Origin of the sequence: Vreelandella sulfidaeris, assembly GCF_042429665.1 — a bacterium.
Taxonomy (GTDB): domain Bacteria; phylum Pseudomonadota; class Gammaproteobacteria; order Pseudomonadales; family Halomonadaceae; genus Vreelandella.
On record NZ_JBHMAC010000013.1, the window covers coordinates 610,700 to 636,435 of the forward strand.

Sequence of the window (25,736 nt, forward strand, 5' to 3'; positions counted from 1 at the left end):
GTCTGTTGCTCGCTCATAGCCATCCCGTTAGTGGTTGTATGCTGACTACCTCGCCTGGTTGTGCGCCGTCTTGGTTGTCGGCAAGCTCAATCAGGCAGTTAGCAGCCACCATCGAGGTTAAAATACCCGACCCCTGTGCGCCGGTACTGCTGACGTGTAACTGTCCCGTCACATCAGTATGGTAAATGCCGCGAATAAAGTCAGTACGCTTCAAGCGGCTTTTTAAGACGTTATCGCTAATCGCATGGAGACGAAGGGGGGGGACGGCCGACTGCCCATGCAGGAGGTTCAACAAGGGCGTGACAAACTGTAGAAAGGTTACCATGACCGCGACAGGATTGCCGGGCAGACCAACAAATGGTGTCTGTTTTTCGCCCAGCCAACCGCAGGCCATGGGGCGGCCAGGGCGCAGCGCCACACGCCAAAATGCCAAGCGTCCCAGCTGTTCTAACGCCTCGCGGGTGAAGTCGGCCTGACCCACCGAGACACCGCCGCTGGTAATCACTAAATCGCTCTTCTCGGCAGCCTGCTGAAGCGCGCTCTTGGTCGCGTCCAGATCATCGGGCAATATACCCAGATCAATCACCTCGGCACCCTGCTCGGCGAGCAAGCCGATCAACGTGAAGCGGTTAGCATCGTAAATACCAGCCTTGGGTAACGGATCACCCGGCGCGGTAACCTCATTGCCGGTGGAAAAGATCGCCACCTTGGGACGCCGGTAAACGCCGACCTCTGCATGCCCTAATGATGCCAGAAGCCCGAGCGAGGCGGCATCGAGTCGCGCTCCCGCGGGGAGAGCCGTCTCGCCAATGGCAATATCTTCCCCCGCCTGGCGAACGTGCTGGCCGTGTTTGAGGAGTTCTGGAGACTCAATGATCACATGCGCAGGCTTATCATCTATCGGTTCGCGCAGTTGTTCACTCATCACCACGGTATCGGTGCCCGGGGGTAATGGGGCGCCGGTGGTGATGCGCACACAGTGCCCGGCAGGTACTAATTCGCGGCGATATTGCCCGGCCAACACTTCACCGGCCAGTGGCCAGTGGGTCTGCTTGGCCCCAACGCCTTCTCTGGGCAAGGCTAGCGCTACGCCATCCATGGCCGCATTGGTATTTTGCGGCACATTAATGGGCGCCTGTACAGCCGCGGCCAAACGGCGACCATGCGCCTGCGCCAGGGGGACATGTTCGCTACCCAGCGGGCGCTCAATCAACGTGGCGAGTGCCTGACGCGCGTCGTCGACGCTCAGCATCTGCTCGCCAAGGTCAAAGCAGGAGAGCGTCATCTAGCCTCCTTTGCTGAAGGTTTCAACAGCGCTTCTTCCAGGCGCAGCTTCTCTTCCTCGGTATTAAGGTTGGCAAACGCATCGGGGCAGTCCGACATATCGACCTTGCACCACGCATGGCGGGCGTACCAGCGATCAATCTTGCGTTCGCCTTCAGCAAGCATGGCGGCCAAGTCATCGGCGAGCGAAGTGCGTATCAGCGCCACTACCGGGTGCAGCCGGTCGCCGTCAAAGGCTACGGCGATATCATGATCGCCAATGCCCTCCACCATGCGAGCCACTAGATCATTGGGCAGGGCAGGGGAGTCACAGGGGACCACCAGCAGCCATGACGTTTTGGCCGCCCGAAGGCCACTATAGATACCCATCAAGGGTCCTTTAAAACCACCTTCGGCACCGTCCATTACCAGATCAGCAATGACACGGTCGGCAAAGAATTGGTAGGCGTCAGTGTTGCGGTTGGCGTTAATGAGAAGTTCGGCCACGCGCCCCTCAAGGCGAGTCACCACATGGCCGACTAGCGGTAAACCCGCAAACGGCTCAAGACCCTTGTCGCGGCCGCCCATCCTGCGCCCTTCGCCGCCGGCGAGAACCATGCCGGTGAGTTCGTGAGTGGATATCATGCGCTTGCCTCTTTGGATGAACGGGCATGGGTTGGCCGTGCGGGAATAGCGTCCAACGCTAGACGTTGCTGGGTGTTGATGGCTTGAAAATGGCGCCCTTTGGCGCGGGCAATCAACATGACACCAAAGCGTTCGGCTAATTCAACGCCTTTTTGGGTAACGCCAGAGCGCGATACCAGGACACTAATCCCCATTTGCGCGACTTTTAGCACCATCTCGGACGTGAGTCGCCCGGTAGTGTAAAAAATATCCGCATTGGCGCTGTTCGCCTGTTGAAGCCACTGGCGCCCCGCCAACGTGTCTACCGCGTTGTGGCGCCCAACATCCTCAACAAAGTCGAGCACCGTGGCCTGATGACAGAGCGCGCAGCCGTGCACAGCGCCCGCGCTTCGATATGTCTCGTTATAGGCGTTAAGGTTTTGCAGCATTTGGTAGAGCGTGGACTGGGCTAGTGGCGTAGTAGGCAGCGCCGTCAATGCGGTTTGATCCAATAGTTTACCAAACACCGTGCCCTGGCCGCAGCCCGTGGTGACCGTGCGGGTGCTAAGGCGCGCCTCCATGTCGTCGGGTAAATGACGCGTCACCACCACGGCCGCTTCGACCTCCCAGTCGACCTGGACAACGGTTAAGTCTTCGGCTGCTCGCAGCAGTCCTTGATTGCGCAGATACCCCACCACCAAGGCTTCCGGATCATCGCCCAACGTCATTAAGGTGACGATCTCACGTTTATTGAGATATACCGTCAGCGCGCGCTCAGCAGCGATCGCCTGCTGGCGCTCATCGCCAAACTCATCAACGATGCTAATCTCGGTGGTGGCCGGTAAGCGGGCTCGGCTTAACTGAAGGGCGGGCATTGATGATCCTCGCAAAACGACAGGGTTGACGATGATGGCGCTGGGGAGGCTTACTTGTCTACCCATTCAATGGCTATATGTTGAAAGTCTACGGTGTTTGCTAAGGGGGTAACGCGATGACTGATAATGTACGTTCACTGAGTATTACCCTAGTTGCCGAGCCCAAACAGGTGAAGCGTTTTACCCTAACCCAGTGGCGGATTGACGACATTACGCTGGGCGATCAAGGGGAGCACGTGCTTAATCTGCAGCTTTCCATGACCGAGCGGGCGGCCTACCGTTTTAACCTCACCTCAAGCACACCACGGCTATTTGTACGAGCAGGCTTTACCGGGCAAACGCCTAAGCCAGATGCGATCACGGCCAGTCAGGATGTCGCGGCGGGGTGGATGGATGGCGAGCAGCAGGTGCTGGAAGCCCCCATGCCGATGGCCATTCATATATGGATAGAGCGTTACCTTGCCCACCATGGTGAAGCACCGATGGAAATGCGCAAGAAAAAGCGTAAAGGAGCCGGGCGCGCGAAAGAGACGCCCACCAAGGAGCAGCCACAATGAGCCGCCTGGAGCGTTGGTCGCGACTAAAACGTAACGCCCAGAGCGAGCAACGCGAGCCAGCCACTCCTTTAACCGGCCCGGCTGACAGTGAGGCGCCTGAGGACGAAGCCGAACAGGCCTACGTCCCCGCCGACCAACCCGCAGCTCAGCCATCGTCACCGGACGACCTCGACGACGAGCCAGCACGAGCGCCTGAGCCTGGCAGCCTTGACCATACCTTGCCAGATCCCGATACCCTGGAAGCTGGCAGCGATTTCAGTGCCTTTATGGTGCCGGGAGTGAGTGGGAGCCTGCGTCGGCGAGCTTTGAAACGGCTGTGGGCGACGGGTAATTACAACGTTCGAGATGGCTTGGATGATTACGATGCCGACTACCGACAGCAGCTAAAGCCCATGGCAGAAGGGTTGGCAGAAAACTTGCGTCGTTGGACTCATAAAATAGAAGAAGCGGCCGATAAACAGTTAGATGAGGCACAACCCGAGAGCCAGCAAGACCTAGCCGCCAGCGAGCAGGGCAATGAGAGCGAGCATGAAAGTGCGACCGAGCAATCAGCAGCGTCAAAGGAAAATGCATCCGGATCTTGCACGGTGGGCAGCAACACGGTAAAAAGCGCCTCGCTAGACGACCAGTCTGATTATTTTTCTAACGCTGAAAAGAAGCCTTGATGTCCTCTGGTAAGCTTTAAAAATCAGGATCTTGAGTAGCGATTAGCGCATTAGTGTTAATAGCGTTGAAGGGTGTCAGGTTGGCAAAAAGTGCATTTCACCATAGGCTGAACTTAGCTTCTACGTATGGTTATGCCACAATAGTTAATCAATATAATTCAAAATTATAATAAGAATTATTCACTGACCGTGAGAGCGCATGAACCAACGAATCCAACTGGCGTCGCTAGACGGCCAGCGCAATGCGGAGGCCAGAGAAGCGGTACGCCAGCGTATCTCTTGGCCCGCTAATTTAACACCCGCCAATGTGACCTATCACAGTCGTGGTCATGCGCTACTGTTAGGCAGTGAGCGTGATACGCGACAAGCCGCGCGTGCCCTGCAAGGACGTGGCTTAGCGTCATTGACGTTAATTTTTACTGCGCCCAACGTTGCTACATCAGATGATGAGATCAATGATAATGAGCTGATCGCTGCCACAACGACGCTCACTACCCAGGCGCTGACGCGTGCCCAGTCGGAAAAACTGCACATTGGTGGACATCTGGGCGCGTTTAGCGCGACGCTGAATAGCGATGAGCCGCTTAATCTCGCCCGCGCCTTGATTGGGCGAGAAACGTTTGATCTGATTCTGGATTTAAACACTACCCCTTGTTTGTCGGTTGAATTGCCGCCTCCCGGCTACGTGGTATTTAACTGGCAGCAGGCGGAGACAAGAAGCACTGCGCTAGAAGAGTTTGCCGAATTGATGGGCGAGTTCGATAAGCCGCGCTATTTTCAGGTTAACAGCGACCTATGTGCCCATTCGACCAGCGGCAATATTGGCTGTACCCGCTGCTTGGATGTTTGTCCGGCAGACGCTATCTCCAGTATTCAGGGACGGATAGAGGCGCATATCGAGGTTGACCCTTATCTCTGCCAGGGGGTGGGTAGTTGCACCAGCGCTTGCCCCACGGGAGCGATCGAGTTTCGGTTACCGGAAACGCGCCGCCAGCAAGATACCCTCTCTACCTGGCTCGCCGCCTACCGCGACGCAGGTGGTCAGGTGCCGGTGCTGCGTTTTATCACCCATGAGTCACAAGACGCTGAACGTGCAGCAGGCATGGTAACGGCTGGCCATGTGATTGATGTTCCGTTAGAAGAGCTGGGGGCCGCGGGCCATGATCAGTGGTTAACCGCGCTGGCTGCTGGTGCCGCCGAGGTGCGCATTCAACTGCATCCTGATATGCCTGCCCGTTTGAGCGCTTTTTTAACCGACCAGCTTGCCCAGGCACATGCTCTATTAGAGGCCTTGGGTCATGAGCGTGCTCGCGTTCAATTGATTGAGGTCGCCGATGGGGCCGCGCGTGATGCCTTGCCAACGCTTATGCCGCTCACGCAGTCGCCGTTAAGTCTTCCCGAGCCGGAAAAGCGGGCACGTTTGAACCGTGTCCTGGCACGCTTAGCCGAGCTGGGTAATCCCAGCAGTGAGCGGATTGCGTTGCCAACAGGCGCTGCGTATGGCGCTATTCACGTTGATAGAGACGCCTGTACGCTGTGCCACGCCTGTGTGAGTAACTGCCCCACTCCTGCACTCAAATCAGGCGGTGCTACGCCTGCACTGAGCTTCCTTGAAGCGGACTGCGTGCAGTGTGGTTTGTGTGAGCAGGCCTGCCCGGAAAATGCCATCACGTTGATGCCCGGTTTCCTCGCCTCAGAGGAGCGCGAGACCAGGCATATTTGTCATGAAGAGGCGGCGTTTGAGTGCATTAATTGCGGCAAGCCGTTTGCGACCGTCAGTACGGTTAAGACGATTAAGGAGAAATTGGCGAATCACCCCTATTTTGCTGGCGAGGCGATGATTCGTCTGGAAATGTGCGAAGACTGCCGGGTTAAAGATGTCTGGAAAACCATGATTCGCGATCCCGATTCACAACTGAAGGTATAAGCCGATGACGGATGCGCTATCCACACTTAACGAAACAGAGGCGCTACGCGCCGATATTTATGCGCTATTAGCGTCATTGTTGCGCCAGGCACCGGATACCGAGCTATTGAACTGGTTGGCTGATCTGACCATTGAGCAAGATGGTAGCCGGTTGGCAGAGTGCTGGCAGGAACTGGCAGGTGCCGCTAAAAGCGAAACAGAAAACGGTGCTGATCCTGAGCGCTTGCAACGTGCCCATTTCCGTCACTTGGTGGGTGTTATTCAGGGCGAAGTATTGCCGTATGCATCCTGGTACCGCAATGGCGAATTAATGGAGGCGGCTTTGGTGGCGCTGCGCCGCGACTTAAAAGTGCTTGGCTTTGAGCGCAGTGAACATATCCGTGAACCCGAAGACCATTTAGCGGCGCTGTGCGAGGTCATGGCGATGCTGATTGAGGCTGAAAGCAGCGAACAAGGCTATTTCTTTAGCCAGCATTTAGCCCCCTGGGCGGCCGCGTGTTTTGCCGATCTGGGTAAGGTAGACACCGCTTTCTATGCAGCGCTGGGGCAGTTAGGTGGCGCTTTTATGGAGAGCGAACAGGCTCGTATAAGCAGTAATGCGAGCCACGAGCCGGTGCGTATTGTAGAGCCCTAGCGGGCACGCACCGGCGAAGCAACCTGACAACAGCAGCAGCTGATAATAAAGGCCTGAAGCTGTGTATAAAAAAGGCCTGCATAAAGGCATGCAAGAGGAGAACCCCATGCACCAGTCACACAACTCCGAGCGCCGCCGGTTCATGAAGACCGTTGGATTAGGAACCGCCGCTGCTGGCGCTGCGGCGGCTATCGGTCACGTCACGTTGGCTCAGGCTGACTCGACCCCGGTGGAAAACGAAAAACAAACGGTTAACTACCGTGAGACTGATCACGTCCGCGCTTACTACGCCTCACTGCGTGACTGACGGCGGAATGCCAGGAGATTTGCCATGCGCTTAACTCGCAAAACCGACACCCCCAAGGCCTCTGGGCTGGGTATTTCTCGTCGTCAATTTCTCAAGCGCAGCGGTGCTGCCACTGGTGGTGTAGCTGCCGCTGGCTTTATGGGTGCGCCAATGATGCGCCGCGCCGAGTCAGCCGACAAAACCCCGGTGCTAGACTCGCCGGTTGAGACCAAACGTACTATCTGCTCTCACTGCTCAGTGGGTTGTGGCGTTTATGCTGAAGTTCAAGAGGGAATCTGGACCAAGCAAGAGCCCGCGTTTGATCACCCCATCAACCGTGGCGCGCATTGCGCGAAAGGCGCTTCGCTGCGCCAGCACGGCCATTCCACGCGGCGTCTGAAATACCCCATGAAGCTCGTGGCCGGTGAATGGCAACGCATGAGCTGGGATGACGCCGTCAACGAGATTGGCGATAAGGTGCTTGCGCTACGCGAAGAGCACGGGCCCGACAGCGTTTACTGGCTGGGGTCTGCCAAGTTCAACAACGAGCAGGCGTATTTGATGCGCAAGCTTGCCTCGCTGTGGGGCACCAATAACACCGATCACCAGGCGCGTATTTGCCACTCCACCACCGTGGCGGGCGTGGCGAATACCTGGGGTTACGGTGCCATGACCAACTCGCTTAACGATATGCATAACAGCAAAGCGATACTGTTCATTGGCTCTAACCCCAGTGAAGCACACCCGGTGGCGATGCAGCATATCCTCATCGCCAAAGAGCGTAATAACTGCGACATCATCGTTGCAGATCCGCGCTTTACCCGTACCGCCGCCAAGGCCAATAAATACGTTCGCCTGCGTCCTGGTTCGGACGTGGCGTATATCTGGGGCTTGTTGTGGCACATCTTTGATAACGGCTGGGAAGATAGCGAGTACATCAATCAGCGTGTCTACGGCATGGATGAAGTGCGCGCCGAAGTCGCCAACTTCCCGCCCAGTGTCGTAGAAGAAGTGACCGGCGTACCCGAAGCCGAAATGTTTGATGTCGCCAAGCGTCTTTCCGACAACCGCCCCGGCTGTGTCGTATGGTGCATGGGCGGTACTCAGCACACCACGGGTAACAATAATACCCGCGCTTACTGCATTCTTGAGTTGGCGCTGGGTAATATCGGTAAGTCCGGTGGTGGGGCCAACATTCTGCGCGGTCACGATAACGTGCAGGGCGCCACCGACTTGGGTCTGGGGTCCGACTCACTGCCAGGTTACTACGGGTTGGCAGAAGGCGCATGGCAGCACTGGGCAACAGTCTGGGATCTTGACTACGAGTGGATGAAAGGCCGCTTCGACGATACCGAATACGCCGATGGCAAGCCCATGTACACCAGCGGTATCACGGTTTCTCGCTGGGTGGATGGGGTGCTTGAAGATGACGAAAACATCTCCCAGCGTACCGCGCTGAAAGCGATGTTCTATTGGGGCCACGCGGTTAACTCTCAAACGCGTGGCGTCGAAATGCAAAAAGCGATGCAGAAACTGGAGATGATGGTCATCGTTGACCCTTATCCCACCGTGGCTGCCGTTATGCACGACCGTACCGACGGTGTTTATCTACTCCCGGCGGCTACCCAGTTCGAGACCACCGGTAGTGTTACCGCGACCAATCGCTCTATCCAGTGGCGTGACCGAGTGATTGAGCCTCTCTTTGAGTCCAAGCCTGACCACGAGATCATGTACCTGTTTGCCCGCAAGTTGGGGTTTGGTAATGAGCTGGTCAAAAACTATCAGATGAACGGCAACGAGCCGTTGATAGAAGATATTTTGCGTGAGATTAACCGCGGCATGTGGACGGTGGGTTACACCGGTCAAAGCCCTGAGCGTCTTAAAGCGCATCAGCAGAACTGGCACACCTTCAGTTTTGAGAACCTGCGTGCCCAGGGTGGCCCGGCGGACGGTGATTACTACGGCTTGCCATGGCCCTGCTGGGGAACACCGGAGTTTGGACATCCTGGTTCGCCCAACCTTTATGACACCAGCATACCGGTCATGGAAGGCGGGATGGGATTCCGTGCCCGGTTTGGTATCGAGCGCGATGGGGTGAATCTGCTGGCCGAAGGCTCTGCGCCGGTAGGTGGCGATATCGACGATGGGTATCCCGAATTCAACGACCAGCTCCTCAAAGACCTGGGCTGGTGGGATGACCTGACGGCCGAAGAGAAGCAGGCGGCGGAAGGTAAAAACTGGAAAACTGACTTCTCCGGCGGTATCCAGCGCGTGGTGATCGAGCATGGCTGCGCGCCCTATGGCAACGCCAAAGCCCGCGCCGTGGTCTGGACCTTCCCCGACCAGGTGCCGAAGCATCGCGAGCCGCTTTACACCACGCGCCGTGATCTGGTTGAACGCTTCCCCACCTGGGATGATTTCGACTCCATCATGCGTCTGCCGACCATGTATAAAACCATTCAGGATCGCGATAAAACCGGCGAGTATCCAATGATCCTCACCTCCGGGCGACTGGTTGAGTACGAAGGTGGTGGTGAAGAAACACGCTCCATGTCCTGGCTTGCCGAGCTTCAGCAGGAAATGTTTGTCGAGATCAACCCGGCGGATGCCAACGACCTTGGCGTGAAGGACGGCGATCAGGTATGGGTCGAAGGGGCTGAAGGGGGCCGCGTGAAAGTCAAAGCCCTGGTGACACCTCGCGTTGACCGCAACGTTGCGTTCATGCCGTTCCACTTTGGCGGCATGTTCCAGGGTGAAAGCCTGCACGACCGTTATCCGGAGGGGACTGTTCCCTACGTCATCGGTGAAGCAGCCAACACCGCCACCACCTACGGCTACGACCCGGTGACGCTGATGCAAGAAACCAAGTGCACCATTTGCCGCATTGAACGCGCTTAAATCCAAAGGCGTGTTCAAGCCCAACCAGGCCGTTAGTGCCTGGTGGGCCCGACCTGACAGCACGACGGTGCGGGAGCCATCCCGCACCGGCATGAGGAGAACAACATGGCTCAAATGAAATTCATGTGTGACGCCGAACGCTGCATTGAATGCAACGGCTGCGTCACCGCTTGTAAAAACGCCAACGATGTCGAATGGGGCATTCAGCGCCGTCGTGTGGTGACGCTCAATGACGGTGAAGCGGATGAAATGTCCATTTCGGTCGCCTGTATGCATTGTGACGACGCTCCCTGTATGGCGGTTTGCCCCACCGACTGCTTCTACAAAACCGATGACGGCATCGTGCTGCACGATAAAGACCTGTGCATTGGCTGTGGTTACTGCCTCTACGCCTGCCCCTTTGGCGCACCGCAGTTTCCCCAGCAGGACGCATTCGGTGAGCGCGGCAAGATGGATAAATGTACCTTCTGTGCGGGTGGCCCGGCCGAGAGCAAAGAAGAAGAGTACGAGAAGTACGGCTCTAACCGCATTGCCGAAGGTAAGCTGCCGCTATGTGCTGAGATGTGTTCCACCAAAGCGTTGCTTGCCGGTGATGCTCAAGATGTCGCTGACATCTTCCGCCAGCGCGTTGTTCACCGTGGGCACAAAGATGGTGCCTGGTCCAACAATCCTAAGGCCAGTGCCGATAACCTAGCCTATGATGCTGCCCGTAAAGGGTAAGGAGGCGTGTCATGAACCTGTTGACTGCACAGGCGCCCGCTGGGGTGCCGCGCTCAGGTAAAGGGCTCGCCCTTGGTATGTGGCGGTTTATGCTGGTGGCGTTCGCGCTGGTACTCAGCCTTGGCGTTGCGCAAATGGCCGTGGCTCAAGCCGACCCTGACCGTGAAATGACCACCGCCGCCCCCGGTATCACTGCCGATCAGTGGCGCCAGGTGCGTAGCGGTGAGACCGGGCCGAATTATCGCGATTCGCGTCATGACAGCAATTACAGCCTGATCAATGCAAGTGGCGAAACATGGCGGGAGATACGTAACCGCTGGGTATCGCCATTCGGGTTGATCGCTGTCTTTGGTATGGCGGCACTGATTGCGTTGTTCTACTTCATTGTCGGACGCAAGTACCTTGAAGAGCCGCGTACCGGACGCAAGCTGCTGCGCTGGACCTTGGTGAAACGGGCTTTGCATTGGACGGTAGCCACGCTATTTATCGTCCTGGCGCTGACTGGCATGACGCTGTTGTTTGGCAAGTTCGTCTTTCGCCCGCTGTTTGGTGACGGCGTGTGGGCGTGGATGATTGCCGCGACGAAAGTGCTGCATAACTACCTGGGGCCGATCTTTGGTGTTTTGCTTATCATCATGCTGGTGAGCTTGATCAAAGATAATATTCCCAAAAAGCATGACCTCGTCTGGTTTAAAAAAGGCGGCGGTATGTTGGGCAAAAAACATGTTGATGCTGGCTTTGCCAACGGCGGTGAAAAAGCCTGGTACTGGCTGCTTGCCACCGTCGGCGTTCTGGTGATTGCCAGCGGCTTGGTGCTCGACTTCCCCAACTTTAACCAGGGGCGCGATACCATGCAGTGGGCAAACGTCATCCACGCGGTCGGCGCATTGGGGCTGACTGCCATCTCGTTAGGGCATATCTATATCGGCACGCTGGGCACTGAAGGCGCGCTGGAAGGTATGACCACCGGGTATGTGGATGAAACCTGGGCCAAAGAGCATCACAATCTGTGGTACGACGAGGTCAAGGATCAAACGCTTTCGGAGCAAGAGGTGGCGGATCGAAAAGCATCTGGCGGCAGCCGGGAGCCATCGGCGCCTCGCACCAGTTAATTATCCGTGATTAACCCCTAAGACACCGCCGGAAGGCGGTGTCTTTTGTTATGCTGAACACAAGTCACTTGATGAAAGGAAAGATCATGTCAGCGTTTAATGAATTAGATCCCTCCACACAAACAGAACTTGAAGCTGCTGCGTTTCGTCGCTTGCTACAGCACCTGGACGATAATAAAGACGTGCAAAATATCGACCTGATGATCCTGGCCGACTTTTGTCGTAACTGTTTATCCAAGTGGTTGGTTGCTGCCGCTGACGCTAAAGATGAATCGCTTAGCTATGAAGAGGCCCGCGAATACGTGTATGGCATGCCCTATAGCGAGTGGAAGGGGCTGTATCAGGGCAACGCGACGCCAGAACAATTGGCGGCATTAGAGGCGCGGCAAGCCCAAAAAGGCACGAAGGAGTAAGCTCATGGAGCCAATGGAAGCGCTCAACATTGCGGTGTTAACGGTCTCCGACACGCGTACTGAAGAGACGGATCGTAGCGGTCAGGCGTTGGTTGAACGATTGACCAGCGCCGGTCATGCCCTGATTGAGAAGCGTATCGTGCCTGATGACGTCTACCGTATTCGCGCGGTCGTGGCCGCGTGGATAGCCGACTCCGATGTGCAGGTAGTGATTACCACGGGTGGCACCGGCTTTACCGGACGTGACTCGACGCCCGAAGCAATTTCGGTGTTGCTGGATAAGCGCATCGAAGGCTTTGGCGAACGCTTTCGCCAACTGAGTGGTGACGAGATCGGCAGCTCGACGATTCAAAGCCGTTGTCTGGGTGGTCTCGCCAACGCCACGGTAGTGTTCTGCTTGCCGGGTTCAACCGGCGCCTGCCGCACGGGCTGGGACGGCATTCTGGCCGAGCAGTTGGATAGCCGCCATAAGCCGTGTAATTTCGCTAACCTGGTTATCCCAGGCCGGGGGCAGCATGGCTGATTTGCAGCCGATTGAGGTCGCACTTACCGCGCTGCTAGCCGACGTTGCCCCTGTCGTTATTGAACGTGTGCCATTGGACGCGGCGGCTGGGCGAGTGTTGGCCGAAGCCGTCACCGCGCAGCTGGATGTCCCGCCGTTTGATAACAGTTCGATGGATGGCTACGCGCTACGCGCTGGTGATGCAGGGCAGTGGCTACCCATTAGCCAGCGGATTGCGGCGGGTACTCCTGCCCAGCCGCTGGCGTCCGGCAGTTGCGCACGTATTTTTACCGGCGGTGAAATTCCCCCCGGGGCTGACTGCGTGGTCATGCAGGAGCGCGTCGAAGTTGCGAATAATCAAGCTCTGATGCCTACCGATATACCCAGTGGAGACAACATTCGCCTTCAAGGGCGCGATGTGCGCCGAGGTCAACCACTGTTGGCGGCGGGTGAGCGGCTCGAAGCGGCGGCGCTGGGCCACTTGGCAGGCCAGGGCGTTACCCAGGTAAGTGTACGCCGCCGTCCTCGCGTTGCGCTGCTCTCCACCGGTGATGAGATCATTGATCCAGGCACGCCGTTAAAACCGGGTCAGCTGTATAACTCCAACCGGCCAATGTTGAAGAGACTGTTAGAGACGTTTGGCGCGGAGGTGGTCCAGCTCGTGAGTGTGCCGGACGACTTTGATCAGACCGTTGCGCTGCTCACAAACGCAGCGGCGGACGCCGATGTGGTGGTAAGTACGGGTGGTGTTAGCGTGGGTGAGGAAGACCATGTAAAAGCCGCGCTTGAGTCGCTGGGCCAGTTGGATATGTGGAAGCTGGCGATTCGTCCCGGCAAGCCGTTGGCGCTGGGTCGTTTACCGCGCAACGATGGCAGCCAGGCACGCTTTGTCGGTTTGCCGGGTAATCCGGTGTCGGGGTTTGTGGGGGCGTGGCTGTTTTTACGCCCGCTGCTGGGCGCATTATTGGACTGCCCAGCGCAGGCAACGCTACCGAGGCTTAGTGCCACCGCGGGGTTTGCTACCACCACCGGCCCTCGGGAGCACTATATGCGGGTAACGCTGCAGTTTGCGCCCAGTGGGATAGTGGCCGAGGCGTTTAACGACCAAAACTCGGGGGTGTTGTCCTCGTGTATCAATGCGGACGCCTTTGCGGTGATTCCCCCCAACAGCGATGTCGCCAAAGGCGACGTGATCAGCTGTCTATGGTTGGTGGCGTAAGTCTTGTGGCATAAGTCTGGTGGCATCCAGTAGCAGCACCAGTTGCTGCTGGATGAACGTAACGCCGCGCAACGCGTCAGTAAAACACCGCGGGCGCAGTAGCGCCGGCAGCGGGTAAAGCGCATCGGTCGATAGCTGTTGAAGGGTGATATCGTCATTAACGCCCAGTTGCCAGAGATGGCCAGGATCGCTGCGGTTAATGCGAGCAGGCGGTACATGTGAGTGTGGCAGTCCCGCTTGCGGTGGCAATCGTAAGGTAAGCCAGCGGTTGGGAGGGAACTGACGCTCAGTCGTATCGTTGGCGTGGAGCAGTGTATGCGCGTTTGCCTTGCGTGACATGCTGGGGGCGTCGGTCATGGCCAGCACATGGCGCGCTTCCAGTGCGGCACGATAAGGGCCTACATGAAATACCACCATAGCCAACCGGCCTTGGTGCTGATGAGGGGTATGCTTGGACACGTCAGCCTAACCCTTGCTGGTAGGCCCCGAATAGCGCCTCTGGATCAAGCAGGGTAAGCGCCTCTCGCTCCTCTATTTGCCACAGCGCGCTGACATAAGGGCGCAGCGTACTGGGCAGTGTTCCAGGCGGCGGTTGCAGCAGGCTCTGGGCAACCTCGCAGACATCATCCAGCTGTTCTATGCGCACGCCGCTGCGAATTCCCGCCGCATTAATTAATAAAATCACACCATTCGTTTGTCTTTCCGGAGCGGGTAAACCGAGCAAAGGGTGCAGGCTGATGACGGATTCAATGGTTCCTCGTAGGTGGATCACACCCTCCGTCGACGCTGGTAGCCCCGGTACATAATAGACGGGCTGATCGCTTGGCAAGATTTCTCTAACGGCACTGCCCGGTAGCGCAAAACGTTGCCCATTGAGACGAAAGAGCACGAGTTGCTGGGTGGGTTCGTCCACCTCTACCACGCTCTCTTCCTCGCGGTATGCCGCTAACGCGTCGTCCAGGCTCGGTTGATCGTGCGGCTCGTCAGGTTCGTGGTCGTCGATGTGACTATTAATGCTCATCCACTGACTCCGTACTGACCTGATTACGGCCCAGGCGCTTGGCTTGGTAGAGCGCTTGGTCGGCGTTCAAACGCAGTGATTCTGTCGATGGGTGCTCGGGGAAGCAGCTGATGCCAGCGCTGAAAGTACACTGAAAGCTCACATCCCCGGCGTGGAAATCGACCAGCGCAAAGTCTTCACGTAAGCGGTCAATTAACGTAGTGGCTTGCTCAGCATCAACCCCTTTTAGCAGTACCGCAAACTCTTCACCGCCGTAACGACCGATAATATCGGAGAGTCGGAGGCGACTTTTCAGTAGTCTTGCCAAGGTAATGATCACTTGGTCACCCGCCAGGTGACCGTGGGTATCGTTAACCTGTTTAAAATGGTCGATATCGATCATTGCCAAGGCTTGCTGGCTTTTTTCTCGGTGGGCCTGGGCCAACGCTTTGGTAATTAGCTCGGTAGTGGTGCTGTGGTTATACAGCCCAGTCATGCTGTCGCGGGTCATTAATGAGCGCAGTAGCCGTAGCCGTTCAGCGCGGAGTTTAACAGCGGAAATCAGCTCATCAGGGCGCACCGGTTTGGTTAGAAAAGCTTCGACCCCGGCCGCCATGGCCGATAGTTGCTTTTGACTGTCGGTTTCACTGGAAAGATAAATAATCGGCAGACCCAGATGCTCCGGCTGCTGGCGAATAATGGTCGCCAGCTCTTCTCCTGAGCATACCGGCATATAGACATCCACGAGTAGTAAATCAGGGTTAAAGCGCTCCAGCGACCTCAGCGTGTCGGCAGGATGATGCACCTGGTGCACGATCATGCCCGCTTCCTCAAGCAGTAACGCATGATAAGCCGCTGCGTCGGGCTCATCGTCAATGATCAATACCTTGAGTGGCTCGTCTGCTACGGGAGCGGTGACTTCATCAATGGCTAACATCAGGTCCAGCGGTTTCACCGGTTTGGTAAAGTAGCCACTGCTGCCAGCGCGAACGGCGCTCAAGCGCGAATGGAAATCTCCATGAGCGGAGAGAACAATGGCGGGTAGCGGGCGGCCAGTCAGTTTATTGACGCTGGACAGGGTTTCGGGACCTGCCGTCTGGCCTTGAGGAAAGTGTACGTCCATGACCACGACGTCGGGACGACGGGTGAGCACCGCGTTAAAGAACGCATCCGTATTGGTAAAATGCACCACTTCATGACCAAAGCAGTGCATGTGATGAATAAGAAGACTGACCTGCTCGGGTTCATCGTCACATAGGTAAACAAGCCGCTGACGCTTATTTCGTAATGGCTCGCACTGGGCGATCTCGACGCTGTTCACGGCCGCCAACGCTTGTTGTTGGCCATGGTGAGTGTGTAGCTGCTGCTGTTCGTGGTTCAGTTGGGTTAGCAGGTGGGGAATATAAACGTTGATATCGTCGCGAGAGGGGGCAGCGGTGAGCGCTTCCTCGGCTTCGTCAGCCAACATGGCGAGGCGTTCAAAGCCCAGCGATCGGCCAGTGCCTTTCAAACTGTGGAAAAAGCGATGTAGCTCCGGTGCTAGCCGTGCGTACTCATTGGTGGAAACACGGCTCTGCTGCCACAGCTCGGCAATCTGAGCTAACCGGTCGGGAAGCTGCTCAATAAATCGCTTGCGCAACTGGTTTAGCTTATCGTTTAGCGAAGGGGCGGGCTTAGACATCAAACAACCTACGTAAGTGATCGGAAGCGGCGATTCATACCTTCATACAGTCCCTGCATGCTGTCCTTAAGTACTGTCCTTCAGTACTGTCCTTCAGTACTGTCCTTCAGTACTGTCCTTCAAAACGGTCCCTTAATACTATTTCTACCTACTATCTCTACTTGCTATCCCTACTATCCCTACTATCCCTACTATCCCTACTATCCCTACTATCCCTACTATCCCTACTATTCCCTTGCGTGCTGTTTATTGCTCAAGCGCCTGGTTAACGGTCGTGGCTAAATTGGTCGCCAAGTCCGCATCTTTTCGCAAGCAGGCGTGAAGCCCCGGCGTTTGATGCAGCGAGGCATCCGGCGTGTCTCCGGTGAGTAGAATAAAAGGCAACGGGTTATCTTGCTCGCGTAGCATCGCTAACAGCTCCAACCCACTAATCAGCGGCATATGCATATCACTGACAATCAGACCGATATCGCCATGAGCGTCTAATTGATCGACAGCCTCCATGGCGTCCGCGGCCAATAGGGTTGCATGGCCTTGAGACTCAAGCAGTGCTGCCGTCATTTCACCCGCTAGCGGATCGTCATCTACGACCAGGATGTGCATTGATAACCTCATAACAGTGGTGGTGTGGGCGTTAACTTTATTTAGCCTAACAGCGCTTTGAGTGTTTCTACCAAATTGTTCTGATCGAAGCTGCCTTTAACGATATAGGCATCGGCACCGACTTCGATGCCACGTTGTCGGTCAGCCTCTTTTTCCCGCGACGTGATAATAATAATAGGTCGATAACGATAAACCTCATCTTCTCGTAGCCGCGCCGTTAGCGCAAAGCCATCCATCACCGGCATTTCAACGTCTGTCAGTACTGCATCAAACGGTTCAGCCATTGCCTTGGCCAAACCATCGCGGCCATTTTCAGCCAGCGTGACGTGATACCCCCAGGCTTCGAGCACGTCTTTTTCTATTTCGCGCGTGTTCAGGGAGTCGTCAACCACCAAAATACGCTGTGCGGCAGCGGACGCCGTTCGCTCATTTTTCGGCCGCAGCACGTGGTGGCGGGTGGTTTCCAGCAGCGCAGGAACATGTAACAAGCTCACCAACGCATTGCGGCCCATGGAGACCATGCCCGATACCAGAGGTAAATGGCGAAGGTGTACCGGCAACGGCTTGATGACCATGTCGCGTTCATCTATGAGTGAATCAATAACCAAGGCAAGTTTTTGTTGGCGTTGATGAACCACTAACAGCAAACAGGTGCCCGTCACTGCAGGCTCGGGGAGTTCCAGTATGTGCGCAAGCGATACAACAGGGACAAATTCGTTGCGTAAAATCAACGTACGCTGGCCGGCCGCATCAATCAGCGCTTCCTCCGGGCACTCCACCAGCTCCGATACATAGGGGGCTGTGACCCCAAGCGTCGCGCCGCTGACGCTGATCAGTAATACCCGCATCATTGCCAGAGAGAGCGGTAAGCGCAGGGTAAAGCGCGTGCCGTGGCCAGGCTCGCTCGATAACTGTAGGTCGCCGTTAAGTTCGTCCACTACGGTACGCTTGACGACGTCCATGCCCACCCCGCGCCCTGAAAAGTCAGTAATCATGCCTTTGGTTGAAAAGCCGGGCTGGAGGATCAGCGCTAAGGTTTCCTGTTCGCTTAACGCATTCAACTGCTCTTCACTAATCAGCTGTTTGGCCAGTGCTTTCTGCCTTACGGCGTCCAGCGAGATGCCAGCGCCATCATCACGCATTTCCACCACGACCCAGCCAGCGTCCTGCCACGCTTCAATCGCCAGTTGTCCTCGCGGCGATTTGCCCGTTGCCTGACGCACGGCAGGGGGCTCTATGCCATGATCTAGGGCGTTGCGCAGCAGGTGAATAAGCGGGTCGGACAGGCGATCAATCATCTGGCGATCAAGTTCAATTTCACTGCCCCGAACGCGGCAGTCGACCTGCTTGCCTAGCGACTGGGCCAGCTCGCGCGACATTTTCGCCAGCGGATCAAATACCACGCTTAGCGGTAGCATGCGCATTTGCAGAGCGCGGTCATGCAGGTCACTCATTAGCGAGTCGTGGTTTAGCACGCTCTCTTTGAAATCTCGATTGAAGGCATGAAAAGGCGCTTGATGTTCGACAGGAAGGGCGGCGCTTAGCGTGCGCGCCTGATCTACTAAGGTATGCAGGTGATGGTGGCCCGAGAGCACTTCGCCCATTAAACGGATCACATCGTCCAGTCGGTCCATGCGCACCCGAACGGTATCGCTAAGACGTAGTTCGCTGTCGGTCAATGGCGCAGGACGAGCCGTTGAGGATGAGGCAAGGGGCGGTGGGGTAGGCTCAGGTTGGCTGGGCGCAAGCTGGGATTGACCGTTAGCGGCACGCTCAAGAGCGCTACATAGCGCCTGGTCAGCGGCAGGTAACTCATCACCGCTGGCGCCTTCGGCCAGGTGGCTTACCTGATCTGTCAATTCGTCCACCGCCTGGTTGAGCAGGCTGATAACGTCTGGTGTGGCTTGTATCGTGTCATCGCGCAGTGAGCTTAATAGCTCTTCAGTGCTATGCGCGATAGCGGTAATGGGTTCCAGCTTTAGCATACGCGACGAGCCCTTGAGCGTATGGGCGGCGCGGAACAGTTCATTGATAAGTTCGCGATCGGCCTGGCCCCGTTCCAGTGCGTGGGTGCCTTCGCGTAGCCGCGGCAGATGATCGGCAGCCTCTTCCACAAAGCGCTTTATAAAACGTCCTATATCCAGCGCCATATTAACTCACTCCCTGTGTGTGACTGGTTGAGGCCAAGCTGGTGTTGACGTCGTTCAAGTAGCGTTCAGCCAGAAAACGCGCATCGCCTGGGGGTATCGGCAACGTGATAGTGGCTAACCCTCCCTGGGAGGTGGGGGACGCCGTCAATATACGTACTACCGCGGCATAGCTGCGCTGTCGTTGAACGGGGTCGTCCTTTAACTCACCCTGACGATACAGTTCCGCTATGTAGAAATGGGCTGGCCAACACTCGGGCGCCGCGTAAATGGCCCGCTTAAAATGATCAAAGGCAGCCGTGGGCTGCTGATGCCAACGTGCGACTAACCCTGCCAGCAGAAGGGCATCGACCGACCATGGCTGCTGCTGAAGCAGGCTGGTAAGCAATGTAGCAGCGTCGCTAAAGGCATTTTGGTTGAGAAGTCGGTGTGCAGTGAGTAGCTGTTGGTCAGCGTCGTCAAGTCTGGCTTCACTGGGGATATCGAGAGATAAGTGACCGCCATCGTTATCCGGACGATGATCAACGCTTGAAGTGGTAGTCAGGGCGTCGTCAAAGCGATGAGCCGCCGGTTCAGTCATGCCGCTGTCTAGATTGTCAGTGACGACAATGGGGGTGTCGAGCAAGGGGACAAGCGGCGGGGTGGTTGGCAGCGCAGCGGCGGGTGCCGCATGACGAAAATAAAATATGCCGTTGTCATCGGTTAATTCAAACACACCGAGGTCGTTACCCAAGGTTTCAGTAAGACCACACAGTAAAATGCCGTTGGGGGCTAACAGCTGGCTAAGTTGCTGCTGAATATGACGACGTGTTTGCTCGTCGAAGTAAATCGATACATTGCGAAAGAGAATGACGTCGAAAGGGCCACCAGCACTGATCTCATGCGCATTGAGTAGATTCAAGGGGCAAAAGCTGACCCATTCGCGCATATCATCATTAAGTTTGAAACGGCCCTCGTGCGGGGTGAAATAACGCTCTTTAACGGTGTCCGAGAGGGCACGAAAGGCCATCCCGCTATAAACCGCTCGGCGTGCCTTGGTAAGCACTTGATGATCGACATCTCCCCCAGTGAGCCTAAATAATGTTTTGGCTCGCTCGCCAAAGCGCTCAAATAACATCATGGCCAAGCTATAGGGCTCTTCGCCGGACGAGCAGCCCGCGCTCAGGATAGAGAGCGGCGTGTCTTTTGACGTTAAACGCTGAGGCAAGTAGCGGTTCACCAACCAGTTCAAGGCGTCCGGTTCACGATAAAAATAGGTTTCGTTTACCGTCAGCTGGCTCACAAAAAGATCGAAGAAGGTGACGTCACTCATTAATCTATTGAGCAACTGGGTGGCGTCGCTTAGCCCCGTGGAGGCTTGTAAGCTATCGATTGCTCGCGTTAGCCGAGCTTCGGCTAACCCCTCCAGATGTAGCCCGCAGCGCTGATGAACCAGGGTTTTAAAATCGCTAAATGCACTCATGCCAGTGGTTCCGAGCGACTGTAACGGTAAGCGCGCACCTCGCGCAGCAACCGTTCAGGCAGGCTATCAAGCGGCAGTTCATATTGAACGACGCCCGCTTTAACGGCCTCCTGGTTCATGCCGTAAATCACCGAGCTAGCTTCATCTTGGGCGAAAGTGGTGCCTCCGGCCTGTTTAATGGCGCGCATGCCATTAACCCCATCGCGCCCCATGCCGGTCAAGATAAGGCCAATGGCATCGCTACCATAGACGTCGGCAATGCTCTGCAGTAGGACATCGCAATTGGGGTGGTAAAGTGAGTTCTGAGGGCTGGATTGTAGTGTTAAACGATGGCCTGGCGTGACGCACAAATCGCTTTCAGAGGGTGAAAGATAAATATGCCCAGGGCGGAGCAGCTCGTTTTCCTGGCCCACGCTGACGGGCATGGCACAGAGCGATGCCAGCCATTCTGCCATGCCTCCAATAAAGCCATGACTGATATGTTGAGCAATCACAATCGGTGCGGGGAAATCGACAGGGAGTGTCCGTAACAGGCGTAGCAATGCCTGGGGGCCCCCGGTTGAGCATGCAATCGCAACCACATGCTGATAATCACGCGCTATATAAGCCGACGAAGTAGGCAGTGTCGTGAACGGCGTAAGCGCGGCAGGTGCCATGGTATGACGCCGCAGACGGGTAATGACCGTGACGCCAGCGAGTAGACGTACCCGCTCCAGCAAGCGCTCGGCATCAGCGCCTTCAAGCGCGGGTTTTGGCATGACCTCCAGGGCGCCTACTTCAAGCGCTTGGTAGGCCGTTTGAGCATCTGAGCGATCACTGACGACGAGAATGGGCACGCCCTTGGTGTACATGATCTCTTCAATCGCACTCAGGCCGTCCATCACCGGCATGTTGAGATCCATAGTGATGAGCTGCGGCGCCAGGCGTTTAGCCATGGTCACGGCTTCTCGCCCATTTTTGGCCTCGCCCACGATCTCAATGTCACCGTCACGGCTAAGGATATCGCGTAAAACGTCGCGAGCTACTTGGCTGTCGTCGGCAATGACTACCCGAATTACACTCATCGGTATCCTTTATCAGCGATGTCTACTTATCTTTATTGTCTGCCTTAGCCTTAGTCAGGGTGAATTCCTGTACCAGTGCGTTAAGCTCAGCTGACATCTGAATCATGTCCTGGCTGATATCGGTAATACTGCGCACGGAGAGCGCATTGCGTGAACTTGCCGTATCAATATCGCGTAGCGCCATCACCACCTGACTGCTGGCGGTTTTTTGTTGCTGAGTCGAGAGCGATATCTGCTGGGCGGCGCTGCTGGTTTGACTCGCAGCCTTAAGCACCGCTTCCAGGTCTTGCGCAGTGCTAACACTGACTTCTACGCCCTGTTCAATGGAGGCGGCGCCTTTTTCAGACGCCACGACCAACCGATTGATAGCCGTCTGAATATCGTCGGTATGCCCTTCAATCTCTTGGGTGGAGTCGGTCACGCTATCCGCCAGGCGGCGTATTTCGTTGGCGACTACCGAAAAACGTCGGCCAGATTCTCCCGCGCTTGAGGCTTCCAATGCCGCATTAAACGCGATCAGTTTGGTTTGCGCCGCCAACGTATTGATTAACTCCATCACTTTATTGATCTGCTTGGATTTCGCCCCCAGCGTCATGATCTCGGCTAGGCTCTGCTCGCTATCCGTTCGTATCGTTTGCATTTTTGAATGTAGCAGCTGCATGGCTGCGCTGCCTTTTCGGCTGCGCTCCAGCGTCTGGTTGGCAACGTCGACGACAGACTGGGAGTGATCGGCTATTTGGGTAGACGAGGTGGAAAGCTCTTCCATGGTGGAAGTGATTTCAGCCACCGATGACGCCATTTCCTCGACGGCAGCCGCCATGGTTTGGCTTGCTTCATAATTAACGTCGCTGCCGTGAATGCCGGAAAGCCCGGCTGTTTTAGCCAAGCGTTCGGCTACCTGGGTCAGCGCATACGAGTTCTTGGCCACCGCGGCGATCGCACGCGAAAGGCGTTCAAGCAACTCATTGGTCTGGTGGGCTAAATCGCCAAGCTCCGCCTGGTCGTCGGTTTTGACCCGTCGGGATAGGTCCAGGCTCTGGGTAATGTCTTTAAGCTGGCGCTGGAAATCATGCAATGGCCGAATAAGCTTACCGGTCAGCGGGTAGAGTACCAGCAATCCCACCAGCAAAATGAGCAGCCCGATACCGCTGGATATCAGGAAGTGCTCACGGGTCGAGGCTAGATAGTCATTTTTATCGATTTCAACCATTAGGTAGCGCTGCAGTTCGGGGAGCCAGCGTGTGCTAACCAATAAGGCGTGGCCGTCACGCTCAATTTCGTTTATTTGTAGCTGTTCGTCCCGTAACAGGCGCGGCGAGGGTTGCGTGGATAAAACCTCTGCCGCTGTTTCAATGCTATTAGCGGTTTCACTACTGCTCACCGCTTCATCACTGCTAATAAGCAGTTCGCCTTCGTCGCTCAGCAACGAGGCGCGGCCGCTGTCGCCTAAGTGAAAGCCTTCGATGAGCGAATTCATTTTAGAAAGATCTAGCTCCGAGCCCGCCACCACTAGAGGAAGGCCGTTGCTAGCATTCACCGCACTGCGGTAATTAGCGTATACAAAGGCTTCATCGGCGGTAAACGCGCCGCTATCTAAATTAAGCTCGTAGGCGCTGTCGCTTTCAACAAAACGATAGTACCAGTCGTCTTCGTTGCCAGGAGGCTGAAGCACGCGTTGAAGCAATTCACCGTTGCGTAGCTGAAGATAGTAGCCTCGGCCTTGGTATTGGGCGGCGATAAACATCAGCTCAGTATCCAGCTGAGCCATTAAGCGCGTGAGATAAGCGGTCACTTCATCCTGCCGCTCTTGCGGCAGACCCTCCCGTATCCACTGCTCAATAAAATAGCTGTTCGCAAGACTCTCAGAAATGGCCAAATCTTCGCTGAGGCTCAAGTTGATGTCGGCGGCGAGGCCTTCTACCTGGGCTGGCAAATGATGGTTAATCAGGTTGTCGAGCCTTGACTGGCTATGGGAGCGGGCCTGTAAATAAAGCGCCAGCAGCATCGCGAGCGCCAAGACCGTCCCAAACGAGAGGAATAAACGAAGCCGTATAGGTAGATATTTCCAGCGCGCTATCATGTTCGCCGTTGCTCCAAAGTAAGCGGTGGCCCTGATAGCGCAGCGTGGCTCGCCACAACACTATTAAGTAACGCTCAGGGTAAAAAGGATGCAGAGGTACTGGCTACTCTAAGAAAGGAGTAACCAGACTATTGTCATCACGATTTCAGCTTTTTTCGGTAGCAATGTCCAGCGTTTGTCTTAGGGATTTATTAACGTTTCATACAATAGCGTGAGGAACAAAGCAGGAGGAGTCTTTGGTGATACGGCCAACGTCTTCACGAATGCCCATACCGCACGCGCGATCACCTACGACCCAGCTGCCGACGAGAGCATGGTTATTACCAAAACGCGGCATGGGATGGTAAGCCTGGCGAATCCAGGGGCTGTCGGTGTAGGGGCCATCAACGCTTTCGCGGTGACCTGCGGGTGTCACCAATTCAATGTTACTACCTTCCCGTGAGAAGAATGGTTTGCGCACCCAGCCTGCTGGCAAGGGCGGACTTTGGGGCGTCTCGAAAAAGGCCGGCAGCAGGTTGGGGTGGCCTTCAAAGTGTTCCCACAACAGCGGCAGAATTCCCTTATTGGACAGCACCGCTTTCCAAGGCGGTTCAAACCAATGGGTATTTAATTGGGGAATCGCCTCACCGAATGCGTCGTCGGCCATTTCCTCCCAGGGGTAGAGTTTGAAAATCGCCTGGATAGGCTGGTCATCCAGGTCGACGAAGTGCTCCGCGCCAGGGCGAAAACCGATATCCTCCATGAAGATAAACGGCGCCTTGAGGCCAGCCTGTACCGCTACATCCTGGAGATAGTGCACCGTGGCGCGCTCTTCGTCATTCTCCTTGATACAGGAAAAATACAGCGTGCGCGCGTCAATGCGGTCACCCAGGTGAGCCATGGCGTTGATCAGCCGTTCCTGAATCGAATTGTACTGATCAGCGTGGCGGGGCAGGATGCCTTGGGCAATGGCCTGCTCAAGCCACACCCACTGAAAAAAGCCTGCTTCGTATAGCGATGTGGGCGTGTCATAGTTGAGTTCCAGCAGTTTGGCCGGTCCGTCACCCGAATAGGCAAAGTCCATTCGGCCATAGAGGTGCGGCTGACCCGAACGCCACGAGTGATGGATGCTGTCCCACATATGTTCAGGCAGCGCCAGACGCTGCATCAGCGCATTGGAGTGGCAGACTTTATCCACCAGCTCCATGCACATTTCGTGGATCGCTTCGGTAGGCGCTTCAATATCCCGCTCCACCTGCTCCAGGGTGAACTGGTAATAAGCATCCTCTTTCCAGTAAGGCTCGCCTTCGATGGTATGAAAATGAAAGCCCAGCTCGTGGGCCAGGGCTTTCCACTCTTTACGTTCAGGAATATCAATGCGTAGCATATCGCCTTTGCTGGCGGCTAAGAGCCCCAGCCTCCCCGGGCTGACGAGCGTGAACCAAAGCCGCTGCGCTGAGAAGTCGCCACCGAACTACGCATCGCGTTGTTGCGCTGGGTTACTCGTTGCGTGGCTTGATTGGTCGCGGTATTCCAGTTGCCCTGGTTCTGCCGGTTACGGTAGATCGGCTCTTGGTAAACCCGCTCGAAGGAGCGGCCACGGTTGGTGTTCGACATCATGCTGCCCACCATGTAGCCCATCATGGCGGGCATAAACCAACTGCCGCCGGTGTTGCCGGTGGCCGCTTGGGCCTGCTCTTCGGTCGGTGCGGTGCAGGCGCCTTCGCCATGCTCCGCTTCGCACGCTTCAAGGGTATTAAAGCGCGGCACTTCTTCTAACGAGGCTTCATAAGCGTCTTCACAGGCGCTGCGGGTATAGACATTCTCAGCGACGCACTCCTCAACGCTTTGAAAGCTGCGCGGCTGATCGAAGTCGACGCCGGTGATCTGCTCTTCCTGGGGCGGCTGGCCACAGGCGGCAAGACCAAAGGCGCTAGCCCCCATCATCGCTAGTGATAAGCGCGCGCTACGCTTGCGACGCGGTAAATGCGGGGTGTGATCGTGTTGTGACATGTGGGCTATCTC

At 56.1% G+C, this 25,736-nt stretch carries 24 protein-coding genes; 11 read left to right on the plus strand and 13 right to left on the minus strand.

What is annotated here, in order from left to right; all coding sequences use genetic code 11:
- Positions 1-13: 13 nt before the first annotated feature.
- Genes moeA through ACFFLD_RS17400 form a run of 3 tightly spaced genes read right to left on the minus strand, consistent with a single transcriptional unit; the run spans position 14 to position 2,762 of the window.
- On the minus strand, positions 14-1,285 hold the full coding sequence (gene moeA, locus ACFFLD_RS17390; protein WP_386042661.1) for a molybdopterin molybdotransferase MoeA: 1,272 nt from the start codon (positions 1,283-1,285) through the stop codon (positions 14-16).
- Entirely contained in the window at positions 1,282-1,908 is a 627-nt protein-coding gene (gene mobA, locus ACFFLD_RS17395) for a molybdenum cofactor guanylyltransferase MobA (protein ID WP_386042663.1), read from the minus strand. Before mobA ends, moeA begins: the two co-directional genes overlap by 4 nt.
- A complete protein-coding gene (locus tag ACFFLD_RS17400) occupies positions 1,905-2,762 on the minus strand; it encodes a formate dehydrogenase accessory sulfurtransferase FdhD (RefSeq protein WP_386042665.1) in 858 nt (285 codons plus the stop codon). The genes mobA and ACFFLD_RS17400 overlap by 4 nt, the downstream gene beginning before the upstream one ends.
- 116 nt (positions 2,763-2,878) lie before the next feature.
- Here ACFFLD_RS17400 and ACFFLD_RS17405 point away from each other — a divergent pair, with 116 nt between their 5' ends.
- The 11 genes from ACFFLD_RS17405 (at position 2,879) to ACFFLD_RS17455 (ending at position 13,695) form a co-directional block, all read left to right on the plus strand.
- On the plus strand, positions 2,879-3,319 hold the full coding sequence (locus ACFFLD_RS17405; RefSeq protein WP_386042667.1) for a DUF3305 domain-containing protein: 441 nt from the start codon (positions 2,879-2,881) through the stop codon (positions 3,317-3,319).
- A complete protein-coding gene (locus ACFFLD_RS17410) occupies positions 3,316-3,984 on the plus strand; it encodes a DUF3306 domain-containing protein (protein ID WP_386042669.1) in 669 nt (222 codons plus the stop codon). Before ACFFLD_RS17405 ends, ACFFLD_RS17410 begins: the two co-directional genes overlap by 4 nt.
- A 199-nt stretch (positions 3,985-4,183) precedes the next feature.
- Positions 4,184-5,911: a 4Fe-4S dicluster domain-containing protein gene (locus tag ACFFLD_RS17415; RefSeq protein ID WP_386042671.1), complete on the plus strand. Its 1,728-nt coding sequence runs from the start codon at positions 4,184-4,186 to the stop codon at positions 5,909-5,911.
- A gap of 4 nt (positions 5,912-5,915) precedes the next feature.
- A complete protein-coding gene (locus tag ACFFLD_RS17420; protein WP_386042673.1) occupies positions 5,916-6,545 on the plus strand; it encodes a TorD/DmsD family molecular chaperone in 630 nt (209 codons plus the stop codon).
- A 106-nt stretch (positions 6,546-6,651) separates the two neighbouring features.
- On the plus strand, positions 6,652-6,852 hold the full coding sequence (locus tag ACFFLD_RS17425; RefSeq protein WP_386042675.1) for a twin-arginine translocation signal domain-containing protein: 201 nt from the start codon (positions 6,652-6,654) through the stop codon (positions 6,850-6,852).
- A gap of 24 nt (positions 6,853-6,876) precedes the next feature.
- Positions 6,877-9,729 (plus strand): formate dehydrogenase subunit alpha, encoded by a 2,853-nt coding sequence (locus ACFFLD_RS17430; RefSeq protein ID WP_386042677.1) that lies wholly within the window; start codon positions 6,877-6,879, stop codon positions 9,727-9,729.
- 105 nt (positions 9,730-9,834) lie between these two features.
- Entirely contained in the window at positions 9,835-10,449 is a 615-nt protein-coding gene (gene fdh3B, locus ACFFLD_RS17435; protein WP_386042679.1) for a formate dehydrogenase FDH3 subunit beta, read from the plus strand.
- Positions 10,450-10,460: 11 nt separating this feature from the next.
- Complete coding sequence (locus ACFFLD_RS17440) at positions 10,461-11,561, plus strand: formate dehydrogenase subunit gamma (RefSeq protein WP_386042681.1); 1,101 nt, start codon at positions 10,461-10,463, stop codon at positions 11,559-11,561.
- A gap of 86 nt (positions 11,562-11,647) precedes the next feature.
- Complete coding sequence (locus ACFFLD_RS17445) at positions 11,648-11,974, plus strand: DUF1244 domain-containing protein (RefSeq protein ID WP_386042683.1); 327 nt, start codon at positions 11,648-11,650, stop codon at positions 11,972-11,974.
- 4 nt (positions 11,975-11,978) lie between these two features.
- Positions 11,979-12,497 carry a molybdenum cofactor biosynthesis protein B gene (gene moaB, locus ACFFLD_RS17450; RefSeq protein WP_386042685.1) on the plus strand — a complete coding sequence of 173 codons (519 nt, stop codon included), beginning with the start codon at positions 11,979-11,981 and terminating at the stop codon, positions 12,495-12,497.
- Positions 12,490-13,695, plus strand: coding sequence for a molybdopterin molybdotransferase MoeA (locus tag ACFFLD_RS17455; protein ID WP_386042687.1), 1,206 nt, complete (start codon positions 12,490-12,492; stop codon positions 13,693-13,695). The genes moaB and ACFFLD_RS17455 overlap by 8 nt, the downstream gene beginning before the upstream one ends.
- Here the strand turns inward: ACFFLD_RS17455 and ACFFLD_RS17460 are convergent.
- From ACFFLD_RS17460 to ACFFLD_RS17505, 10 genes are all read right to left on the minus strand, one after another.
- On the minus strand, positions 13,678-14,154 hold the full coding sequence (locus ACFFLD_RS17460; protein WP_386042689.1) for a hypothetical protein: 477 nt from the start codon (positions 14,152-14,154) through the stop codon (positions 13,678-13,680). The genes ACFFLD_RS17455 and ACFFLD_RS17460 overlap by 18 nt on opposite strands.
- A 1-nt stretch (position 14,155) precedes the next feature.
- The gene (locus ACFFLD_RS17465; protein WP_386042691.1) at positions 14,156-14,716 is read right to left on the minus strand and encodes a chemotaxis protein CheW; all 561 of its coding nucleotides are present in this window, start codon (positions 14,714-14,716) and stop codon (positions 14,156-14,158) included.
- On the minus strand, positions 14,706-16,376 hold the full coding sequence (locus tag ACFFLD_RS17470; protein ID WP_386042693.1) for a diguanylate cyclase: 1,671 nt from the start codon (positions 16,374-16,376) through the stop codon (positions 14,706-14,708). Before ACFFLD_RS17470 ends, ACFFLD_RS17465 begins: the two co-directional genes overlap by 11 nt.
- Before the next feature lie 246 nt (positions 16,377-16,622).
- The gene (locus ACFFLD_RS17475) at positions 16,623-16,979 is read right to left on the minus strand and encodes a response regulator (protein WP_386042695.1); all 357 of its coding nucleotides are present in this window, start codon (positions 16,977-16,979) and stop codon (positions 16,623-16,625) included.
- Positions 16,980-17,020: 41 nt separating this feature from the next.
- Positions 17,021-19,129: a hybrid sensor histidine kinase/response regulator gene (locus ACFFLD_RS17480; RefSeq protein WP_386042697.1), complete on the minus strand. Its 2,109-nt coding sequence runs from the start codon at positions 19,127-19,129 to the stop codon at positions 17,021-17,023.
- A 1-nt stretch (position 19,130) separates the two neighbouring features.
- A complete protein-coding gene (locus ACFFLD_RS17485) occupies positions 19,131-20,588 on the minus strand; it encodes a CheR family methyltransferase (RefSeq protein WP_386042699.1) in 1,458 nt (485 codons plus the stop codon).
- Entirely contained in the window at positions 20,585-21,652 is a 1,068-nt protein-coding gene (gene cheB / locus ACFFLD_RS17490) for a chemotaxis-specific protein-glutamate methyltransferase CheB (protein ID WP_386042701.1), read from the minus strand. Before cheB ends, ACFFLD_RS17485 begins: the two co-directional genes overlap by 4 nt.
- A 22-nt stretch (positions 21,653-21,674) precedes the next feature.
- On the minus strand, positions 21,675-23,732 hold the full coding sequence (locus ACFFLD_RS17495; RefSeq protein WP_386042703.1) for a methyl-accepting chemotaxis protein: 2,058 nt from the start codon (positions 23,730-23,732) through the stop codon (positions 21,675-21,677).
- Between the two features lie 199 nt (positions 23,733-23,931).
- Entirely contained in the window at positions 23,932-25,098 is a 1,167-nt protein-coding gene (locus tag ACFFLD_RS17500; protein ID WP_386042705.1) for a glutathionylspermidine synthase family protein, read from the minus strand.
- 17 nt (positions 25,099-25,115) lie between these two features.
- Entirely contained in the window at positions 25,116-25,724 is a 609-nt protein-coding gene (locus ACFFLD_RS17505) for a DUF1190 domain-containing protein (protein ID WP_386042707.1), read from the minus strand.
- Positions 25,725-25,736: the final 12 nt, after the last annotated feature.